At 59.5% G+C, this 19,215-nt stretch carries 20 protein-coding genes; 14 read left to right on the top strand and 6 right to left on the bottom strand.

Going from position 1 to position 19,215, the window contains the following annotated elements; genetic code table 11:
* Positions 1–88 precede the first annotated feature (88 nt).
* Together dprA and tldD are read right to left on the bottom strand one after the other, a co-directional pair.
* Positions 89–1,216 carry a DNA-processing protein DprA gene (gene dprA / locus ACR0BK_RS09585; RefSeq protein ID WP_480554471.1) on the bottom strand — a complete coding sequence of 376 codons (1,128 nt, stop codon included), beginning with the start codon at positions 1,214–1,216 and terminating at the stop codon, positions 89–91.
* A 239-nt stretch (positions 1,217–1,455) separates the two neighbouring features.
* Entirely contained in the window at positions 1,456–2,877 is a 1,422-nt protein-coding gene (gene tldD / locus ACR0BK_RS09580; protein ID WP_267363048.1) for a metalloprotease TldD, read from the bottom strand.
* A 176-nt stretch (positions 2,878–3,053) separates the two neighbouring features.
* On the opposite strand from tldD, the gene coxB reads away from it, so the two are divergent.
* From coxB to ACR0BK_RS09525, 11 genes are all read left to right on the top strand, one after another.
* A complete protein-coding gene (gene coxB, locus ACR0BK_RS09575) occupies positions 3,054–3,965 on the top strand; it encodes a cytochrome c oxidase subunit II (RefSeq protein WP_480473697.1) in 912 nt (303 codons plus the stop codon).
* A gap of 88 nt (positions 3,966–4,053) precedes the next feature.
* The gene (cyoE, locus tag ACR0BK_RS09570) at positions 4,054–5,004 is read left to right on the top strand and encodes a heme o synthase (RefSeq protein WP_480518862.1); all 951 of its coding nucleotides are present in this window, start codon (positions 4,054–4,056) and stop codon (positions 5,002–5,004) included.
* A complete protein-coding gene (locus ACR0BK_RS09565) occupies positions 5,001–5,162 on the top strand; it encodes a hypothetical protein (protein ID WP_267363054.1) in 162 nt (53 codons plus the stop codon). The genes cyoE and ACR0BK_RS09565 overlap by 4 nt, the downstream gene beginning before the upstream one ends.
* Positions 5,162–5,737 (top strand): cytochrome c oxidase assembly protein, encoded by a 576-nt coding sequence (locus ACR0BK_RS09560; RefSeq protein WP_480484379.1) that lies wholly within the window; start codon positions 5,162–5,164, stop codon positions 5,735–5,737. Before ACR0BK_RS09565 ends, ACR0BK_RS09560 begins: the two co-directional genes overlap by 1 nt.
* A 22-nt stretch (positions 5,738–5,759) precedes the next feature.
* A complete protein-coding gene (locus tag ACR0BK_RS09555; RefSeq protein ID WP_480495164.1) occupies positions 5,760–6,575 on the top strand; it encodes a cytochrome c oxidase subunit 3 in 816 nt (271 codons plus the stop codon).
* 156 nt (positions 6,576–6,731) lie between these two features.
* Positions 6,732–7,409, top strand: a complete 678-nt coding sequence (locus tag ACR0BK_RS09550) for an SURF1 family protein (protein ID WP_480473693.1) — start codon at positions 6,732–6,734, stop codon at positions 7,407–7,409.
* Positions 7,406–8,794: a threonine synthase gene (gene thrC / locus ACR0BK_RS09545; RefSeq protein WP_480554470.1), complete on the top strand. Its 1,389-nt coding sequence runs from the start codon at positions 7,406–7,408 to the stop codon at positions 8,792–8,794. The genes ACR0BK_RS09550 and thrC overlap by 4 nt, the downstream gene beginning before the upstream one ends.
* Entirely contained in the window at positions 8,791–10,053 is a 1,263-nt protein-coding gene (locus tag ACR0BK_RS09540) for a M16 family metallopeptidase (protein ID WP_480473691.1), read from the top strand. Before thrC ends, ACR0BK_RS09540 begins: the two co-directional genes overlap by 4 nt.
* Positions 10,053–10,637 carry a GNAT family N-acetyltransferase gene (locus ACR0BK_RS09535; protein WP_209505614.1) on the top strand — a complete coding sequence of 195 codons (585 nt, stop codon included), beginning with the start codon at positions 10,053–10,055 and terminating at the stop codon, positions 10,635–10,637. The genes ACR0BK_RS09540 and ACR0BK_RS09535 overlap by 1 nt, the downstream gene beginning before the upstream one ends.
* A gap of 102 nt (positions 10,638–10,739) precedes the next feature.
* On the top strand, positions 10,740–11,558 hold the full coding sequence (locus ACR0BK_RS09530) for an MBL fold metallo-hydrolase (protein ID WP_480554468.1): 819 nt from the start codon (positions 10,740–10,742) through the stop codon (positions 11,556–11,558).
* A 38-nt stretch (positions 11,559–11,596) separates the two neighbouring features.
* On the top strand, positions 11,597–13,012 hold the full coding sequence (locus ACR0BK_RS09525) for an FAD-binding oxidoreductase (protein WP_480554466.1): 1,416 nt from the start codon (positions 11,597–11,599) through the stop codon (positions 13,010–13,012).
* A gap of 42 nt (positions 13,013–13,054) precedes the next feature.
* On the opposite strand, the gene ACR0BK_RS09520 is transcribed toward ACR0BK_RS09525, so the two are convergent.
* The gene (locus ACR0BK_RS09520; RefSeq protein ID WP_480554465.1) at positions 13,055–13,594 is read right to left on the bottom strand and encodes an adenine phosphoribosyltransferase; all 540 of its coding nucleotides are present in this window, start codon (positions 13,592–13,594) and stop codon (positions 13,055–13,057) included.
* Positions 13,595–13,919: 325 nt separating this feature from the next.
* Here ACR0BK_RS09520 and ACR0BK_RS09515 point away from each other — a divergent pair, with 325 nt between their 5' ends.
* A complete protein-coding gene (locus tag ACR0BK_RS09515) occupies positions 13,920–14,093 on the top strand; it encodes a hypothetical protein (protein ID WP_209505622.1) in 174 nt (57 codons plus the stop codon).
* 8 nt (positions 14,094–14,101) lie between these two features.
* On the opposite strand, the gene ACR0BK_RS09510 is transcribed toward ACR0BK_RS09515, so the two are convergent.
* The gene (locus ACR0BK_RS09510) at positions 14,102–14,731 is read right to left on the bottom strand and encodes a LysE family translocator (protein ID WP_480554463.1); all 630 of its coding nucleotides are present in this window, start codon (positions 14,729–14,731) and stop codon (positions 14,102–14,104) included.
* 251 nt (positions 14,732–14,982) lie between these two features.
* Between ACR0BK_RS09510 and ACR0BK_RS09505 the strand changes: the two genes are divergently transcribed.
* A complete protein-coding gene (locus ACR0BK_RS09505; RefSeq protein ID WP_480554462.1) occupies positions 14,983–15,831 on the top strand; it encodes an alpha/beta hydrolase in 849 nt (282 codons plus the stop codon).
* A gap of 2 nt (positions 15,832–15,833) precedes the next feature.
* On the opposite strand, the gene ACR0BK_RS09500 is transcribed toward ACR0BK_RS09505, so the two are convergent.
* Both ACR0BK_RS09500 and ACR0BK_RS09495 read right to left on the bottom strand, forming a co-directional pair.
* Entirely contained in the window at positions 15,834–16,706 is an 873-nt protein-coding gene (locus tag ACR0BK_RS09500; RefSeq protein WP_480554461.1) for an S-methyl-5'-thioadenosine phosphorylase, read from the bottom strand.
* 66 nt (positions 16,707–16,772) lie between these two features.
* On the bottom strand, positions 16,773–17,333 hold the full coding sequence (locus ACR0BK_RS09495; protein WP_480518879.1) for an invasion associated locus B family protein: 561 nt from the start codon (positions 17,331–17,333) through the stop codon (positions 16,773–16,775).
* A 165-nt stretch (positions 17,334–17,498) separates the two neighbouring features.
* Here ACR0BK_RS09495 and ACR0BK_RS09490 point away from each other — a divergent pair, with 165 nt between their 5' ends.
* The gene (locus ACR0BK_RS09490; RefSeq protein WP_480518881.1) at positions 17,499–19,133 is read left to right on the top strand and encodes a SulP family inorganic anion transporter; all 1,635 of its coding nucleotides are present in this window, start codon (positions 17,499–17,501) and stop codon (positions 19,131–19,133) included.
* Positions 19,134–19,215 lie beyond the last annotated feature (82 nt).

The following is a 19,215-nucleotide window of genomic DNA, read 5'->3' as shown; positions in this document are numbered from 1 at the left end:
AGGCGGAAAAGCGACGTGATTTCAGCATGATACCCGCGCCGACTGGCAAGCAGAGCGTTCGGCTGGGCATTCTTGCCTTCCATCCAAGTCAGCTTGCCAGAGACAACAACCCGCCCGGCTGGCGCTGGATTCGTCCGTCCAGTTCAAGGTCGACCAGCGCTGGCCCCAGATCCCCTGCCGAGGCCGCAATATCGCGCAGCAACTGGTCTTCGGCGATGGGGGAAGGTCCCAGCCGCTCAAGGATTTGCGCCTGCAAATCCTGTGCGGCAGGCCGTGGCTGCTTGGCAGGTGGCAGCTCGGGTTTTGCAAAGATCGGATCACCGTGCCGTGGCAGGGCCTCGACAACGTCGTCCACCGACCGGACCAGCGTTGCACCGTCCCGAATCAAAAGGTTGCACCCGGCAGCGCGGGCGTCGAACGGGTGGCCGGGCACGGCCAGAACCTCGCGCCCCTGATCCAGGGCGTCACGCGCCGTGATCAGGCTTCCGGATTTGGCGGCTGCCTCAACCACCACGACAGCTTGGGCCAGGCCCGAGATGATACGGTTGCGGCGCGGAAAATGCCTGGCCTGAGGTGTCACGCCCATCGGCTGTTCCGACAGCCGCAGTCCCTTGGTTGCAATATTATGCGCCAGTTCCGTGTTCTCGGCCGGGTAAATGACATCAACACCACCCGCCATGACGGCAACTGTGCCGGTGTCCAGCGACGCCATATGCGCCGCCGTATCAATACCGCGCGCCAGACCCGAAACAATCACATGGCCCTTTTCGCCCAAGGCGCGCGCCAGACCACGCGCCATCCGCGCGCCCAACGAGGAACAGTTGCGCGCGCCCACCATCGCAATCGCCGGTTTCTGCAACAGCGACACATCCCCGATGGCCCAAAGCAGGGGCGGGGCATCGGATAGGTCGTTCAAAGCGTCGGGGAAATCCGCGGACCCAAGGCACAAAAGCCGCGCTTTGGCGGCTTGTGCGGCCCTGAGTTCCGCCTCGATCACGCCGGGAGGGCAGGTTTCATACCCTTCTATTCCGGCGGCGCGTGCCATTTCAGGCAGCGCGGCCAGCGCGTTCTGCGCCGAGCCATGTTCGCGCATCAGCCGACGAAACGTCGCCGGGCCGACCTTGCGCGAGCGCAACAGGCGAAGCCACGAAAACCGTTCCTCTTCCGTGGTGGGTGGGAGTGGGGGGTGATTGGAAGAAAGCTGCTCTTCGGTCATCCGTTGCTCCGCCTGATTGCAGAACTGGTTTACGGGACAGGGGGTTAACAGCCTCTGAATCGCAGATAATTAGCAGCGATTTATCTGTATTTCTCGGGGAATGCACCGGTTAAGTGTCTGAAAGTAAATAAAAGAAAACTTTCCAACCGGCGCTCAAATTAATAGCGCCGGTTGGAAAGCTGTCGAATCAAAGTGGCGTATGGTTAACCCTGCGCCTGCCGTTGCGCTTCTCTTCCGACTCAGGCTGCCGACCCGCCGACAGTCAGCCCGTCCATCAGCACTGTCGGTTGACCCACACCCACTGGCACCCATTGACCGTCCTTGCCGCAGGTGCCCATACCCGGATCCAATGCCATATCATTGCCAAGGCCGCGGATACGTTTCAACGCCGAAGGCCCGTCGCCGATCAGCGTGGCCCCTTTGACAGGCGCTCCGATCTTGCCGTTTTCGACCCGATACGCCTCGGTACACGAGAAAACGAACTTGCCGTTGGTGATGTCGACCTGGCCGCCTCCGAATCCAACCGCCCAGATGCCGTCTTTAATATCTGCCACCAAAGCTGCCGGATCAGCGTCGCCCCCCAACATGATCGTATTGGTCATGCGGGGCATTGGCTTGTGCGCATAGCTTTGCCGCCGCCCGTTGCCCGTGGGCGCAACGCCCATCAGCCGGGCGTTTTGCCGATCCTGCATGTAGCCGGTCAGGATGCCGTCCTCGATCAGCACGGTGCGTGAGCTGGGCGTGCCCTCATCATCCACAGTGATCGAGCCGCGACGGTCGGCAATCGTGCCGTCATCCACCACGGTCACGCCCTTGGATGCAATCTGTTGCCCCATCAGCCCGGCAAAGGCCGAGCTTCCCTTGCGGTTGAAATCGCCCTCTAGCCCGTGACCGATGGCTTCGTGCAGCAAAATACCGGGCCAGCCGGGGCCAAGTGCAACCTCCATCACGCCGGCAGGCGCGGGAACCGCGTCCAGATTGACCAACGCGATGCGCAGGGCTTCGCGCGCCTTGGCCTGCCAGTCGGCCGGGTCGATCAGCCCGCTTAGGCCAACCCGCCCGCCGCCACCGGCCGATCCGCTTTCGCGCCGCCCGTCCTGTTCAACAATGACCGAGACATTCACGCGCGTCATGGGGCGCACGTCACGCACCATCACACCATCGGGTCGCAGAATTTCCACCTCCTGCACGGCGGCTGCGATCATTGCGCTAACCTGAACCACCCGCGGATCCAGGTCGCGGGCAAAGGCGTCAATCTCCCGCAGGGTTTCGATTTTCACCGGGAAGGCGGCAGATTCGATTGGGTCTTCGTCCGTGTACAGGCGCGTATTCGTGGGCCGGGGGGCTTCGGCGAGCGTTCCGCCTCCATCGCCAACCGCCAGTCGCGCGGTCTCGGCAGCACGTTTCAGCGCGGCTATCGATACATCAGTCGAATGCGCGTACCCCGCCACTTCGCCCTGAACGGCGCGCAGACCAAACCCCTCGGATGCGTCATAAGACGCGGTGCGAAGACGCCCGTCGTCAAACACCAGAGATTCGGATTTCCGACGCTCGACAAACAGCTCTCCATCCTCGGCCCCGTCCGTTGCCGAACGCAATATGGCCAGTGCTTCATCTTGCGGCAGGGCGCTCTCAAAGGGGCGAAACGGGGCTTCAGGCATGGGTAGCGACCTTTCGGGTTTGATCCAGATCAAAAATAGCGTCTGTTTGACGCAAGCATTTTGCTTTATCTACCCGCTGGAATATGGTTTTTAACGCGGCCAAAGACAACGGGAGAGGTGCGACCGATTCACACCTTTCCGTCAGGGACGCAAAGATCAAACGATCAGGACAGAACATGAAGAATGCTTTGATGCTTTCAGGGTTTATGACAGCCCTCTCCAGCCTACCCGCCATGGCTCAGGAGCTTGAGATTATTGGCAAGCCGGTAGACGGCGGCATGGGCTTTCAGCCCGCGGCCACCAGCCTTGCCACAGGAATCCAGAAGCTGGACAGCATGATTCTTGTGATCATCACCGCGGTCTGTCTGCTGGTTGCAGCTTTGCTGGTCTATTGCATCGTGCGCTACAATCAGCGCGCAAATCCGACCCCGGCACGTTTCTCGCACTATACCCCTGTTGAAATCGCCTGGACCCTGGGTCCGATCTTGATTCTGGTGTTTATTGGCGCGTTCTCGTTGCCAGTTCTTTTCAAACAGCAGGAAATCCCGGAAGGTGACATCACCATCAAAGTCGTCGGCAACCAGTGGTACTGGACCTACGAATATGTTGATCACGATTTCGCATTCGACAGCTATCTGCTGGGCCATCCGGCGACCCTGGACGAGGGCGCACGCCCCGCAGATGCGGATGTAACGCCGTTTGTTCTGGATGACGCAATGCGCGCCAAGCTGATCGATGCAGGCTACAGCGATGATGAATGGCTGCTGGCCACGGACACCGCAGTAGTCGTTCCGGTCGGCAAGGTCATCGTGATGCAGGTGACTGCATCCGACGTGATCCACTCGTGGACCATCCCGGCCTTTGGCGTAAAGCAGGACGGTGTGCCCGGACGTCTGGCCGAGCTGTGGTTTCAGGCCGACAAGGAAGGCATCTATTTTGGTCAGTGTTCGGAACTGTGTGGCAAGGACCACGCCTATATGCCGATTACCGTCAAGGTCGTAAGCCAGGAAGTCTATGACGAATGGCTGCAGGGCGCGATCGAAGAATACGCGGGCCTGCCGCAAAGCTATCAGGTCGCCTCGAACTGAGCGCGATAGGGGCGGGTTGAACCCCGTCTGACACAAAACTCAGACTGCGCGGGCGATCCGCGCAGTTTTCGCCCCAAAAGGACCGGAAATGACCGACGCAAGCATCAATGCCAGCACAGTGACCGCCCGGGCGGACGAGGCCGGCTTTGGCGATTACTTCGCCCTGCTGAAGCCGCGCGTGATGTCGCTGGTCGTGTTCACGGCATTGGTCGGTTTGTTGGCGGCGCCTGTTCCTGTCCATCCCTTCGTCGGTTTTTGCGCCATCCTGTTCATCGCTATCGGCGGCGGAGCATCAGGCGCGCTGAACATGTGGTGGGACGCGGATATCGACCGTGTCATGAAGCGCACCAAGTCCCGCCCGATCCCTTCTGGCAAGGTCGAGGAAGGCGAGGCGCTGGCCGTTGGTCTGGCCCTGTCGGGTCTGTCGGTGATCATGCTGGGCCTTGCGACCAATTGGTTCGCAGGCGCGTTTCTGGCCTTCACCATCTTCTTCTATGTTGTCGTCTACACGATGTGGCTGAAGCGTTCGACGCCGCAGAACATCGTGATCGGTGGCGCAGCTGGCGCGTTCCCTCCGGTGATTGGCTGGGTGGCCGCCACGGGATCGATGTCGGTCGAGCCTTGGCTGATGTTTGCCCTGACCTTCATGTGGACGCCGCCGCATTTCTGGGCGCTGGCCCTGTTCATGCGCTCGGACTATGACGACGCGGGCGTGCCGATGCTGACCGTCACCCACGGTCGCCGGGCGACACGTGTCCATATCCTAGTCTATACAGCACTGCTGGCCCTGCTGGCCGTCGGAACTGCATTTTCGGGCATTGGCGGCCCGATCTATCTGACCGTTGCATTGGTTCTGAACATCCTGTTCCTGCGGGGCGCGTGGAAAATCTCGCGCCGGACCGAGGACGATTCCGAGGCCGATAACTTCAAGGTTGAACGCGGTTTCTTCAAGCTGTCGCTGCTGTATCTGTTCCTGCATTTCGGTGCCGTTCTGGCCGAAGCCTTGCTAAAACCCTATGGCCTGGGGGGATGGTCATGAGCCTTCGCAAAGACCACGAGCTGCATCAGCGCCGGTTCAGCCGCAATCTGGGTGTGGGCCTGACGCTGGCTGCCTTTATCGTGATTATCTTTGGCCTGACCATCGTCAAGGTCTCGGGCACTGATTTCAACAGGGCGACGCAAGAGGTTCAGAACTGATGGCGTTGTCCGGTCCTCAGAAAACGGTTGTCCAGACCGTCGGCGTGGTTGTCCTGATGGGCAGTCTCGCCTGGGCATCGGTGCCGTTTTACAACTGGTTCTGCCGGGTGACCGGATTTGGCGGCACCACTGGTGTTGCCGAAACTGCCCCCGATACTATTCTGGATCGCACCGTTACCATCCGCTTTGACGCGTCCAAGGCCAAGGATATGGAATGGGAGTTCAAGCCGGTCGTGCGCGAGATGGATGTGCGCATCGGCGAAACCGGCCTCGCCTTTTACGAGGCCTATAACCCGACAGACCGCCCCATTGCCGGGCAGGCGTCTTACAACGTGGCCCCCTATTCTGCGGGTGGGTATTTCCAGAAGATTGCCTGTTTCTGCTTTGAAGAGCAGGTGCTGCAACCTGGCGAACGCGTTGAGATGCCAGTGACGTTCTTCGTCGACCCGGAAATGGTCGAGGATCTTGAAGCCAAGTATGTTCATACGATCACGCTGTCGTATACATTCTACGAAATTGACCTGCCCGAGGGCTATGCCGCCCTCGATGCGCAGGCAGATACAAACACGAACTAACGCCTGTAGGTGAGGGACGCTGATGGCACACGCTAAAAACCACGATTATCACATTCTGGCCCCGTCGATCTGGCCTCTAATCGGCGCCGTCGGCGGCTTTGTCATGCTGTTCGGAGCCGTTCTCTGGATGCAAGGCATCACGCCCTTCATGTTCTGGGCCGGTCTGGCAGCAGTGCTTTATACGATGTTCGCCTGGTGGTCGGATGTGGTCGCAGAAAGCCGTCAGGGCGATCACACGCCTGTTGTCCGCATCGGTCTGCGTTACGGCTTCATCCTGTTCGTCATGTCCGAGGTGATGTTCTTTTTCGCCTGGTTCTGGTCGTTCTTCAAACATCGCATGTATCCGATGTACGACTATGCAGGCACCGAATACATCCAGCCGGATATTCATGCCGTTGACCCGTTCCACTTGCCGCTGATCAACACTCTGGTCCTGTTGCTGTCAGGCTGTGCGATCACCTGGGCGCACCATGCACTGGTGCATGACAATGACCGCAAGGCGCTGATCAATGGTCTGGCCATTGGCATCGTGCTGGGCATCGCCTTTACCTTCTTGCAGGGCTATGAATACGCCGAACTGCTCATGCATGAAGGCTGGGAATTCGGCGGTGACCAGTTCTATTCCAACTTCTTCATGGCAACGGGTTTCCACGGCGCACATGTGATCATCGGGACGATCTTCCTGACCGTCTGCCTGATCCGCGCGCTGAAGGGTGACTTCACCCCGGAAAAACACGTCGGGTTCGAAGCTGCGGCTTGGTACTGGCACTTCGTTGATGTAGTCTGGCTGTTCCTGTTCTTTGCCGTCTACATCTGGGGTCAGGCTCCGCTGATGTAACGCCGATCAGACCGATCAGTTGCAAAAGCCGCCCCAAGGGGCGGCTTTTTCTCTATGCGGGGCGCAAGATTGCGCTCCATACAATTGCGTGGTTGCAATTCAGCCCGCACGCCCCTTAACAAGACGCCGGTTCCTGCAAAGAAGTTTGGTCCTGACATGCGCCGTATCCTGTTCCTGCTGATCTTCGGCCTCGCCGGTTTGGGCGTGCTGCTGTCGCTGGGCTTCTGGCAGGTGCAGCGCCTGGCATGGAAGCAGGACGTTCTGGCCGAGATCGAAGATCGGATCTCGGCCACGCCGGTTTCCCTGCCGCCGCAGGTTTCGGTGGATCAAGACAAATACCTGCCGGTAACTGCGTCGGGCGAGATGGAGCCTGCGGAGATCCATGTTCTTGTGTCGCTCAAACAGGTCGGTGCGGGGTATCGTATCATTCAGCCTTTCAATACCGAGGGCCGGACCATTCTGATTGACCGGGGGTTCATCCCGACCACGGCCAAACAGGCCGGGCGGCGCAACGGCCAAATGGAGATTACCGGCAATCTGCATTGGCCAGATGAAATCGACAGTTACACGCCCGCACCTGATCTCGATGCCAACATCTGGTTCGCCCGCGATGTGCCCGCGCTTGCGGCTGCACTGGGCGCGGAGCCTGTTCTGCTGATCGCCCGTTCGCAAACCGACCCGAATGTGACACCGCTGCCGGTGGACACGGCGGGCATACCAAACGATCACCTGCAATATGCAATCACCTGGTTTGGTCTGGCTCTGGTCTGGGCAGCGATGACCGGGTACTTCCTGTGGCGCAGCCGTGCCAATTCTGAAAGTGACGCGACATGAAATATATCTCGACCCGTGGGCAGGCGCCCGAACTGACGTTTGAAGAGGCAATGTTGACCGGACTTGCCCGCGACGGTGGCCTGTATCTGCCCGCCGAAATCCCGGTGATATCGCAGGACGAGATCTCGGCGCTGGCCGGATTACCCTATGAAGAAATCGCATTCCGCGTGATGTGGCCCTATGTCAGCGGCTCATTCGCCGAGGCTGAGTTCAAGGCGATCATCGCCCGCGCTTATGAAGGTTTCGGCCACGATGCCCGCGCGCCATTGAAGCAGCTGAACGAGAACCACTTCCTGCTGGAACTGTTCCACGGCCCCACACTGGCCTTCAAGGACTTTGCCATGCAGCTGATCGGCCAGTTGTTCCAGGTGGCGCTGAAACGCCGTGGTGACCGTGTGACCATCGTCGGCGCGACCAGTGGGGATACCGGTTCAGCCGCGATCGAGGCGTTCCGCGGGCTGGACGCGGTGGATGTGTTCATCCTGTTTCCCCATGGCCGCGTGTCCGAGGTGCAGCGTCGACAGATGACGACGCCTGCGGACAGCAATGTACATGCTCTGGCCGTGGATGGCGATTTCGACGATTGTCAGGCTGCGCTGAAAGACATGTTCAACGATTTCGACTTCCGCGATGGAGTGAAACTGGCGGGTGTGAACTCGATCAACTTTGCCCGCGTCTTGGCGCAGATCGTTTATTACTTCTCGGCCGCCGTCAGTCTCGGCGCGCCGCATCGCAAGGTCAGCTTCACGGTGCCAACCGGCAACTTTGGTGACATCTTCGCGGGTTATCTGGCCAAGCGTATGGGGCTGCCGATTGACCGCCTTGTAGTGGCGACCAACCAGAACGACATTCTGCATCGCTGCCTGACAGGCGAGGGGTATTTCAAGGGTGAAACCATCCCTTCGATCAGCCCGTCGATGGATATTCAGGTCAGCTCGAATTTCGAACGCGCGCTCTATTATGCCTATGGCGAAGATGGCGGGGCCGTCGCACAATTGATGGATGAGCTGAAAAAGGGTGGTTTCAATATCAGCCAGGGTGCGATGGAAGCGCTGCGTGAGAATTTCGATTCGGGCCGTGTGTCCGAAGAGGAAACGTTGGCCACGATCAAATCCACGCTGGCGCACAGTGCCGAACTGGTCTGCCCGCACACCGCCGTGGGCATCAAGGTTGCCGAAGAGCACCGCGCGGCAGACGTTCCGATGATCACGCTGGCCACCGCGCACCCGGCGAAATTCCCGGCCGCGGTCGAGAAGGCGAGTGGCGAACATCCGCCTCTTCCCTCCCGCATGTCTGATCTGTATGAACGTCCGGAACGGGTGACCCGCATCGCCAATGATCTGGTTGCCCTTGAGGATCATATAAAAAGGCACATCGCTGAGTGACTGTCAGACAAGACCAACTGAAGAACGGGTTTCGTATCGTCAGTGAGCACATGCCGGGGCTGCAATCAGCGGCCATCGGCATCTGGGTAACCGCCGGTGGGCGGCATGAGCGGATCGAGCAGAACGGCATCGCGCATTTCCTTGAGCATATGGCGTTCAAGGGAACCGAGCGCCGTTCGGCCTTGCAGATTGCCGAGGCGATCGAGGATGTGGGCGGCTATATCAACGCCTATACCTCGCGCGAAGTGACGGCGTATTATGCACGCGTTCTGAAGGACGACGTAGCGCTGGCGATGGATGTCATCGGCGACATCGTTCTGAACCCGGTTTTCGATCCGCGCGAGATCGAGGTCGAGCGGGGCGTGATCCTTCAGGAAATCGGTCAGGCCCATGACACGCCCGACGATGTGATCTTTGACTGGCTGCAGGAGCAGAGCTATCACGACCAGCCCCTGGGCCGGACGATCCTGGGCCCAACGGAGCGGGTGAGTGCCTTCTCGCGTGAGGATCTGTCGGGCTTTGTGACGGAACATTATGGCCCCGAACAGATGATCCTGTCTGCAGCAGGTGCTGTGGATCACGATATGCTGATGAAACTGGCCGAAGAGATGTTTGGCCATCTGCAATCCCGTAAGGGTCTGATCCCCGAGGTTGCACGCTTTACCGGTGGCGAAGCCCGGCAGGTAAAAGAGCTGGAACAGGCGCATTTCGCTCTGGCGCTGGAAAGCCCCGGCTATCGCGACGATGCGATCTATACGGCGCAGATCTATTCGACCGCATTGGGCGGTGGCATGTCTTCGCGCCTGTTTCAGGAAGTGCGTGAAACACGTGGGCTGTGCTACACGATCTTTGCGCAGACCGGTGCCTATGCCGATACCGGAACAACCACGATCTATGCCGGAACCTCGGCCAATCAGGTGGCCGAGCTGGCGACGATCACGATCGATGAGATGAAGCGCGCCGCCGAGGACATGAGCCCCGAAGAGGTCGCCCGTGCCCGCGCCCAGATGAAGGCCGGGATGCTGATGGGGCTGGAAAGCCCGTCGAATCGGGCTGAGCGTCTGGCGCGGCTGGTGCAGATCTGGGGACGGGTACCTTCGCTGGAAGACACGGTCGCCAAGATCGATGCGGTCAGCACCGAAGACGTGCGCGCCTTTGCCGAAACCATGGCTGTTCAGGCCCCGGCGGCGCTGGCGCTTTACGGACCGGTCGCAGACGCACCGACATTGGCGGACTTGCAGGAGAGGCGTGCAGCGTGATGCTGTTGGGCAGACGCAAGCTGAAACTCGAGACCGCGCGGCTCAGCTTGCGCCCGCCTGTACATTCCGATTTCAATGATTGGGCAGCGTTGCGGCGCGCCTCAAAAGGTTACCTGACCCCGTGGGAGCCGATCTGGGCCAAGGATCACCTGAGCCGCAAATCCTTTACCAATCGGGTCTACTGGGCTCAGCGCTCGGTCGCGAGTGGTACAGCAATCCCGCTGTTCCTGTTTCGCCGTGAAGACAATGTGTTGGTCGGGGCGATCACGCTGGACAATATTCGGCGCGGCCCTGCGCAGGCCGGAACCCTGGGTTACTGGACCGGTGAATCCTTTGCCCGTCAGGGATACATGCGCGAAGCGATCGGCGCGATGGTGCATCACGCCTTTACCCGTCTGGATCTGAGCCGGATCGAAGCCGCGTGCCTGCCGGAAAACCGGGCGTCGCGCGGTTTGCTGGAAAGCTCAGGCTTCAAATATGAAGGCGTGGCGCAGTCATATCTACAGATCAACGGGCGATGGCGGACGCATGTTCTCTATGCCAGCCTGCGGTCCGACCGGCGTGGCAAGACAGACGCGGGCTAGGGGGCTCTGCCCCCGCCGCGGCAAGCCGCACCTCCCCCGGGATATTTTTGGCCAGATGAACAAGGGGCATGACTTGGTGGCGATCTGCGCTACACTTCGGGTATGCGCTGGTTGGTTGCAGCATTGATGGTGATTTCGGGCGGGGCCGTGGCGCAGGAGCGACGGCCGAGCCATTGTATCGCCATCGCCGACGCGGCGCCGGGGATCGAATATCTGCACAAAGCCGCGTGGCAGGACCCGGTACCGGAGTTTTCGGTGCGCATCAGCTATGTCGCGCATGCCGCCTTTATGATCCAGACCCGTGGCGGGTTGAATGTGGTGACCGATTTTACCGGGTTCATCGGGGGTGCCGATCTGATTCCCGATGTGGTGACGATGAACCATGCCCATGACACCCATTGGACGGCGCATCCCGACCCGGCGATCCCGCATGTCCTGCCGGGATGGGGAGAGTTCGGGCAAGGAATCGAACATCATCTGGATCTGGGCGAGATGCTGATACGCAATGTCCCGACCGATATCCGCTCGGCCTATGGCGGGGTAGAGGAACGCGGCAACTCGATCTTCGTGTTCGAGGTCGAAGGTCTGTGCATCGGTCATCTGGGACATTTGCATCATGTACCTTCAGACGAACAGTTTGCTGCGCTGGGTCGGTTGGATGTGGTCATGGCCGCCGTTGATGGCGGAACAACCATGCCCTTGCCTGACATGATCTCGGTTCTGAAGCGGCTGAAAAGCTCGGTGATCGTTCCGATGCACTGGTTCTCGGAGTTTTCGCTGGATCGCTTCCTCGTGGATATCCGAGATGAGTTCCCGGTTGAACGTGACGGCGTGTCCGAGATCACCGTCTCACTGCGTGACTTGCCGGATCGGCCAACGGTTGTCGTGCTGGAGCCGCGCTATCTGATTGATCTGGAATAAGGCTTGCCGTGGAGGAATCGGTTGGGCATTGAAAGCGTATGAGTTTGAACCCCGCTGATGACCGCATTGCCACGCTGATCCGCTCGAAACTGGGCGATCAGGTGTTGCGCCCGGTGGCCGACCGGTATCTGGAAGAGCCGCGCGGGCGATTTGCCGGACAGGCTGGCCTGCTGGCCTTGCCCCGCACAACCGAGGAGGTCTCGGTACTGGTGCAGGTGGCGTGCGGGGAGCGCGTTCCGGTGGTGCCTTATGGTGGTGGAACCGGTCTGGTCGGGGGGCAGGTGATGCCGCACGGGCCAGCGCCCCTTGTGATTTCGCTGGAACGGATGACAGCCATCCGGTCCGTCTATTCCACTGAAAATGTGCTGATTGCCGAGGCCGGCGCCATTTTGCAGGACGTCCAAGCCGCGGCTGAAGCGCAAGACCGCCTGTTTCCCTTGACGCTGGCGGCGCAGGGATCCTGTCGGATCGGGGGCAACCTGTCCACCAATGCGGGAGGCGTCAACGTCTTGCGATATGGCAATGCGCGCGACCTGTGCCTTGGGCTCGAGGCCGTTCTGCCCAACGGTCAAATCTGGCACGGTCTCAGCCGGTTGCGAAAGGACAACACAGGCTATGACCTGCGCAACCTGCTGATCGGGGCAGAGGGCACGCTTGGGATCATCACTGCAGCCGCACTCAAGCTGTTTCCCCGGCCTGCCGGGATCGGGACGGCGATGTTTCAGGTGGCGTCACCCGAAGCCGCCATTTCCCTGCTGGCCCTGGCGCGTGATCGCGTGGGCGAGGCTGTCAGCACTTTCGAACTGATCCACCAGCAAGGGTTAGAGTTCTTGTCCGAGGTTCTGCCGGACGTCCGGCAACCGTTTAAGACACCGCCAGAGTGGAGCGTTCTAATCGAGTTGGGGCTGGCTCCGGGGCAGTCTCCGTCCGACGCGCTGGAGGATATCTTTGTCCGGGCGCAAGCACTTGGGCTGGTTCAGGATGGCGTGATTGCACAAAGCGAGGCGCAGCGCGGTGAGTTGTGGGCCGTGCGCGAGCGTATCCCCGAGGCCAACCGCCTGATCGGCTCGGTGTCGAGCCATGATATCTCGATCCCGATCTCAGGAATTCCGGATTTTGTGCGCCAAGGGGAAAAGGTGATTTCCAGTCTCGGGCCGTTCCGGATCAATTGCTTTGGCCATCTGGGGGATGGCAATCTGCATTACAATGTCTTTCCCCCGGAGGGGCAGCGCCGCGCGGAATTTGAAGGTCAGAGCGCCGTGGTCAAGCGGGCCGTGCATGATCTGGTCCACGCTTTTGACGGTTCGGTCAGCGCGGAACATGGCGTGGGCCGCATGAAAACGAGCGATCTGGAACGCTATGGCGATCCGGTAAAGCTAGATGCGATGCGGGCCATCAAGGCGGCGCTGGACCCCCATGGCATCATGAACCCCGGCGCGGTGCTGAAGGCGTGAACCTGACCCCGACCCTTGTTTCGCTATCCGAAGCTTGCCGCGTTAAAGCCCTTCGAATTCGCACAGGACATGCACGTCCATGCCCATATCTTTCAGTAGCTTGCGACCACCGAGGTCTGGCAGGTCGATAATGAACGCGCATGAGACGATCTCACCGCCCAAACGCTCGATCAGTTTGATGCCCGCCGCCGCAGTGCCGCCTGTGGCCAGCAGGTCGTCAACGACAAGGATTTTTTCGCCCGGTTGGATAGCGTCATCGTGGATCTCGACGATCGCTTCGCCATATTCCAGCTTGTAGTCCTGGCTGATCGTTGTGCCGGGCAGCTTGCCTTTCTTGCGGATCGGCACGAAACCCAGGCTCAGTTGATGCGCAATCGCACCCCCAAGGATAAAGCCCCGCGCCTCAAGGCCGACAACCTTGTCGATGCGTTCCCCGGCATAGGGGTGCAGCATCTGGTCAATGGCCATCCGAAATCCGCGCGGATCGGCAAACAGAGTCGTCACATCGCGAAACAGAATTCCTTCATGCGGGAAGTCGACAATCGTCCGGATGTAGTCTTTGACAGTCCTGTTCCTTGACATGAACCAACCTTTTTCCGCTTCAAATACCAAAACGTGTTTGGCCCAAGAGGGTTAGCCATGCAAGGAACAATTCATTCGCGCGATCACCAGCGGCGCTAAACCACAGCCTTGGGCAGCCCGTAATACCGGTGAAGTGTGACAGGTGGCAAAGACAAGTGCGGTTTACGCCAATTGCGTTGATTTCGCAAAAGAAAGGCTCGTGTGGTTCGAAGGTTCATTGCCATTTCCGTTCCGGTGCTGTTAAGTGCCAGATAACGACAATCACTATGCTATGTATACACAATGCATCGCCTAAAGTAACAAGCATTTGCTAGGAGCAACGCGCGTGCCAAAGAAAGACGGCAAGGGATCGACGAAGAAAAACAGCCAGCTGGTTCTGCGCCTGGACAAGGATGAACGCGACGCGTTTGTCGAGTTGTGCAGGGAGCTGGATACGTCTGCGGCCCGCGAAATCCGCCGGTTTATCCGCGGGTTCATGAAGGAAAACGCCGAAAACTGAAAAAGGGATCAGGCCGGACGGCGTAGAACTGCCGTAACGACACCCATCCCGATCAGGCTCAGCCCGCCAAACCGCGTCATCCCGGTGATCACGCTGGCACGGCCAATCAGCCGCCGCAACCGGTCGGCCAGCAACGCATAAGCCAGGGCATTCAGCCAGGCCAGTCCGACGAAAGTGGCGATCAGGATGGCAAATTGCGGTCCCAGAGGTTCAGCCGGGCGCAGGAACTGTGGCACAAAGGCGATGAAAAAGGCGATGGATTTCGGGTTCAGTGCCGTGACAGCGGCCGCATGTCCAAACACGCTGCGGGGGGTGATATCCCGCCCGGTCGCGACCGTTCCCAGACTACTTGCCGGGGCGCTGCGCAGCAGTTTAATTCCAAGCCAGACCAGATAAGCCGCTCCGACCCATTTGAGGACGGAAAACAAGGTGGCCGAGGCCAGAACAAGCGCGCCCAGTCCCAACAAAGATGCGGTCATCGCCACAAGATCCCCCACAGCCACCCCTGTGGCCGAGGCCACGGCAACACTGCGCCCCTTTGACAGCGCATAGCTCAGCACCAGCAATACGGTCGGGCCGGGGATCAGAAGCAAAGCAGTGGAGGCGGCGACAAAGGCCAGCCAGAGTTCAAGCGACATGGTGTCTCCTGTAAAGGTGTCGTCACACCAAGCCCTTGTATGATGCCAACGTCAAGCATCTGCCTTGATCGTTTGGCCGTTTTTGAGGCGACAAGATCGAGCACCTGTGCGTTTCTCGCATCTGAATCGCAAAGCTCATAGATTTAGGCAGTGTGACAAGGACTTGAAGTTTGGATGAAGCTTTGCTCATTCAACTTGAAACGGTCCTGAACCTGCCCAGACTAAAAGGCACAACATTGCAGGAGGCAAAGGTGCAGATCCAAAGTACAGATGCCAATTCGTTGAAGCGGATCAATCGCATCAAAAGGTTGCTGCTTAGCCTAATGCTGGCCGGGGGCGTCGTGTATGGGATCATCGTTGGATACATGTACTTCAACCAGCAATCGCTGCTTTACAAGCCAGATGGTGAATTGCCTGATCCAGCCTCGGTTTCTTTGGCGGATATCGATGTGCTTTCACTGCCTATGTCCGATGGTACGGTTCTGACGGTTTGGGCCGCGCCGGCAGCCGTCGAAGGTGCCCCGACCGTATTGTTCTTTCACGGCCAGAGCGGCAATCTGAGCGACCGCGCGGCCCGATTTCAAGAGATACTGAACAGCGGCTACGGGCTTCTGGCGCCCAGCTTTCGCGGGTTTCCGGGAAGTACAGGCGCGCCGTCCCAAGCAGGTTTGATCTCGGACGGATTAGAGTTGTTTGACCATTTGCGTAGGGCCGGAGAGCCAGTTGTTCTACACGGCCAAAGCCTTGGTACAGGAGTGGCTGCGGCGGTTGCGGCGCAACGGCCCGAGGCCGAGATGCTGGTGCTGGAAGCGCCATTTACTGCGACTGTGGATGTGGCGGCTGAACGCTATCCTTGGTTGCCCGTAGCGTCACTGATGCGCGACCAGTTTGCCACCCGCGACATCATCGGGACAATCGAGATGCCGACGTTGATCTTTCACGGCACAGATGATCAAACCGTTCCAGTGCATCACGGCGCGCGCCTTGCCGAGATGGGCGGTGAGAGGGTCGAGTTTTTCTCGATTCCCGGCGGAACCCACAACGACTTGTGGTCATACGGCCTGTGGCAGACCGTTCAAGACCGCCTGCCACAGAACTGATTTCAGAGAATTCGCCCGGCCACCGCGTCCAGCTTGGCCAGCAGCGCCGGATCGCGCTTTTCGGGTGCGGTGAGGATGGCATATTCCAGCGCCCGGTCACAGCCATGCGGGCAGGGCGGGCGGTCAGCCCCCAACAGGGCGGGAAGGCCCTTGACCAGTGCACGGCCCTTGTCGGCATTGCCGGTCAGGGTCGCAATGATGGTGGTCACATCCACTTCACCATGATCCGGGTGCCAGCTGTCATAATCCGTAACCATCGCGATCGAGGCATAACAAAGCTCGGCTTCGCGAGCGAGCTTGGCTTCGGGCATATTGGTCATGCCGATCACGTCGCAGCCCCATTGCTCGCGATACATCTTCGATTCCGCAAGAGAAGAAAACTGCGGCCCTTCCATCGCCAGATAGGTGCCGCCGCGATGGATCGTGATACCGGCAGCCTTGCCCGCGGTCTCACAGGCGTCCGACAGGCGCGGGCAGGTCGGATGCGCAACACTGACATGGGCGACGCAGCCTGTGCCGAAAAAGCTCTTGTCGCGCGCAAATGTCCGGTCGATGAACTGATCGACGATGACAAAATCGCCCGGTGCCATGTGTTCGCGAAACGACCCGCAGGCCGAGACCGATATCACATCCGTCACACCAAGCCGTTTCAGCGCGTCGATATTGGCGCGATAGGGCACATCGGTGGGCGAATGCACATGCCCGCGCCCATGGCGCGGCAGAAAGGCCATCGCGACACCGTCCAGCGACCCGGTCAGGATCTGATCCGAAGGTGTCCCCCAAGGGGTATAGACGCTGACCCATTCCGCATTTTCCAGCCCATCGATGTCATAGATGCCTGATCCGCCGATAACGGCAATCCTGGTTTGGGTCACTGTCCTGCTCCGCCTGAGATACTGATATTGAATTTGTGCGGGTTCGACCCGAAATTGACAAGAGGTCTATTCCTGTTTCGCCAGCAGGTTACGCTGTTGAGATTGCGTGTTGAAATCCGCCCAGGCGGCTCCAAACTCATCCAGCGGCCACGTCAGGTCTTGCGATTGACCATGCCTGTCACGAAACTCAAAACGATACGCATCCCCGTTCAGCATGGCATCCAGCAGGCCGTCGGCGCGATGATCCTCGAACGTACAGCTTAACCCTGTCAGGCAACCGGGACGCCGCGTGCGCCAGATCACATCCTGATCTTTCTCTATGCGGAATCCAGAAGGGTTGAAGAAGGTACCCGGCTCAATTCCAAACTCGATTTTGAATCCATCTGGCTCAGGTGTGATGAACATGAACTGCGCCGCAAATTTCGGACGCAAGGAAAACACCTCAGCGCGCCTTATGTAACAGCGCTGCACCAAAGCACCGGCTTCTTCACGCTCGTCACAAATCGAATTCCAGATGCCGAAAATTTCATGGTGCGTGACACGCCAGTTTCCGGCGGTGTCATTCCCTTGCAAATCCTGTGCAAAGGCGGGCAGGGCCGATAGAAATATGAGGGCAATCCAACGCATGAACTCACATTTGGGTGCTTGATCCGGGTGCCGCAAATCACGTTGCCGAGAGGCAAGTTATGCGCTGTGCGCATGGCTGCATCCCACCTCCTGCGGTGGCTTAACAGCGGCGCGCCCGCTACAACGACCCCTTCGCGCGAACATAATATCCTATAGGACTGTCCAATGCCCCGAGCCTTGCTGGCAAGTTTTGCCAACCGTATCGCCATACCCGATCTGCGCTGGGTGCCGGATGAGGGGCTGACCTTCTCTCGCCTGCGGATCGAGCTGCTGTCCGGCCTGACCGTGGCCCTCGCGCTGGTGCCCGAGGCCGTGGCCTTTGCTTTTGTGGCAGGCGTGCATCCGCTGGTGGGCCTCTATGCCGCGTTCCTTGTGGGGCTCATCACCGCGTTGATCGGCGGGCGACCCGGCATGATCTCGGGAGCGACGGGCGCGCTGGCGGTCGTCATGGTGGCTTTGGTGGCCGAACATGGGGTCGAATACCTGTTCGCGACGGTGGTTCTGATGGGGATCCTCCAGGTTATCGCCGGGGCGATGCACTGGGGCCGCTTCATCCGACTGGTGCCGCACCCGGTGATGCTGGGCTTTGTGAATGGCTTGGCCATTGTGATCTTTCTGGCCCAGATGGGCCAGTTCAAGGTGCCGGGTACCATGGAAAACACCGGTCACGGCATGGGTGGTGGAGAATGGCTCTCGGGTGCGCAGCTATACACCATGCTAGGCCTTGTGGCACTGACAATGGCGGTGATCTGGGTGGTGCCGCGCATCACGCGTCTCATTCCAGCACCTTTGGCCGGTATTCTGGTTGTCGCTGCGCTGGTGATCGGTCTGGGGCTGGATGTCCCGCGCGTCGGTGATCTGGCCTCGATCGAAGGTGGCCTGCCTGCCTTCCACATCCCGATGGTTCCGCTGAACTGGGGCACGCTTGAGATCATCCTGCCCTACGCCGTCATTCTGGCTGCGATTGGCCTGATCGAATCCCTGCTGACCCTGAACCTTGTGGGCGAGATCACCGGCAAGCGCGGCGGGGCTTCTCAGGAATGTATCGCGCAAGGTGCGTCGAATATCGTGACCGGCTTTTTCGGTGGCATGGGTGGCTGCGCGATGATCGGTCAGTCGATGATCAACGTGAAATCCGGTGGCCGGACCCGCATCGCGGGGATCGCTGCGGCGCTGTTTCTGCTGACCTTCATCTTGTTTGCCTCACCGCTGATCGAACAGATCCCGCTGGCCGCGCTGGTTGGGGTGATGTTCATGGTGGTGATCGGCACCTTTGCGTGGAACTCGTTCAAGATCCTGCGCAAGGTTCCACTGACCGACGCCTTTGTCATCGTTCTGGTCACTGTCGTGACGGTGATGGAAGACCTCGCGGTGGCGGTTGTTGTCGGCGTCATTGTCTCGGCTCTGGCCTATGCTTGGAACAACGCCAAGCGCATCCACGCGGTCACCCGCGACTCGGCGACCGAAAAAGGGGCGAAGGTCTATGAAATCCAGGGACCGCTGTTCTTTGGGTCATCGGATGGCTTTATCGAACTTTTCGATGTGCCGAATGACCCGGAAACCGTCATCGTCGATTTCGCTGAAAGCCGTGTGGTGGACCAGTCGGCATTGCAAGCCATCGAAAACATCGCGGCCAAATACGAGGCCGCGGGTAAACGCGTCATGCTGCGCCACCTGAGCCGGGATTGCCACAAGCTGTTGAACAAGGCAGGCCACCTGATGGTCGACAGTGATGATGACCCGGATTATGAACTTGCCGTCGATTATTCGGTCCGTACCGGCATTCTGGGCGGCCACTGATCCTTTTGCGAGGCTCTGCCTCGCGCTCCGGGATATTTGAAGCCAGATGAATGAAGGATCCCTGCTTCATCTGGCCAAAAAA

This window comes from Ruegeria sp. AF1 (genome assembly GCF_056542125.1).
The sequence above is the reverse complement of the archived record's forward strand: the minus strand, read 5'-3'. Positions and strand labels throughout refer to the sequence as shown.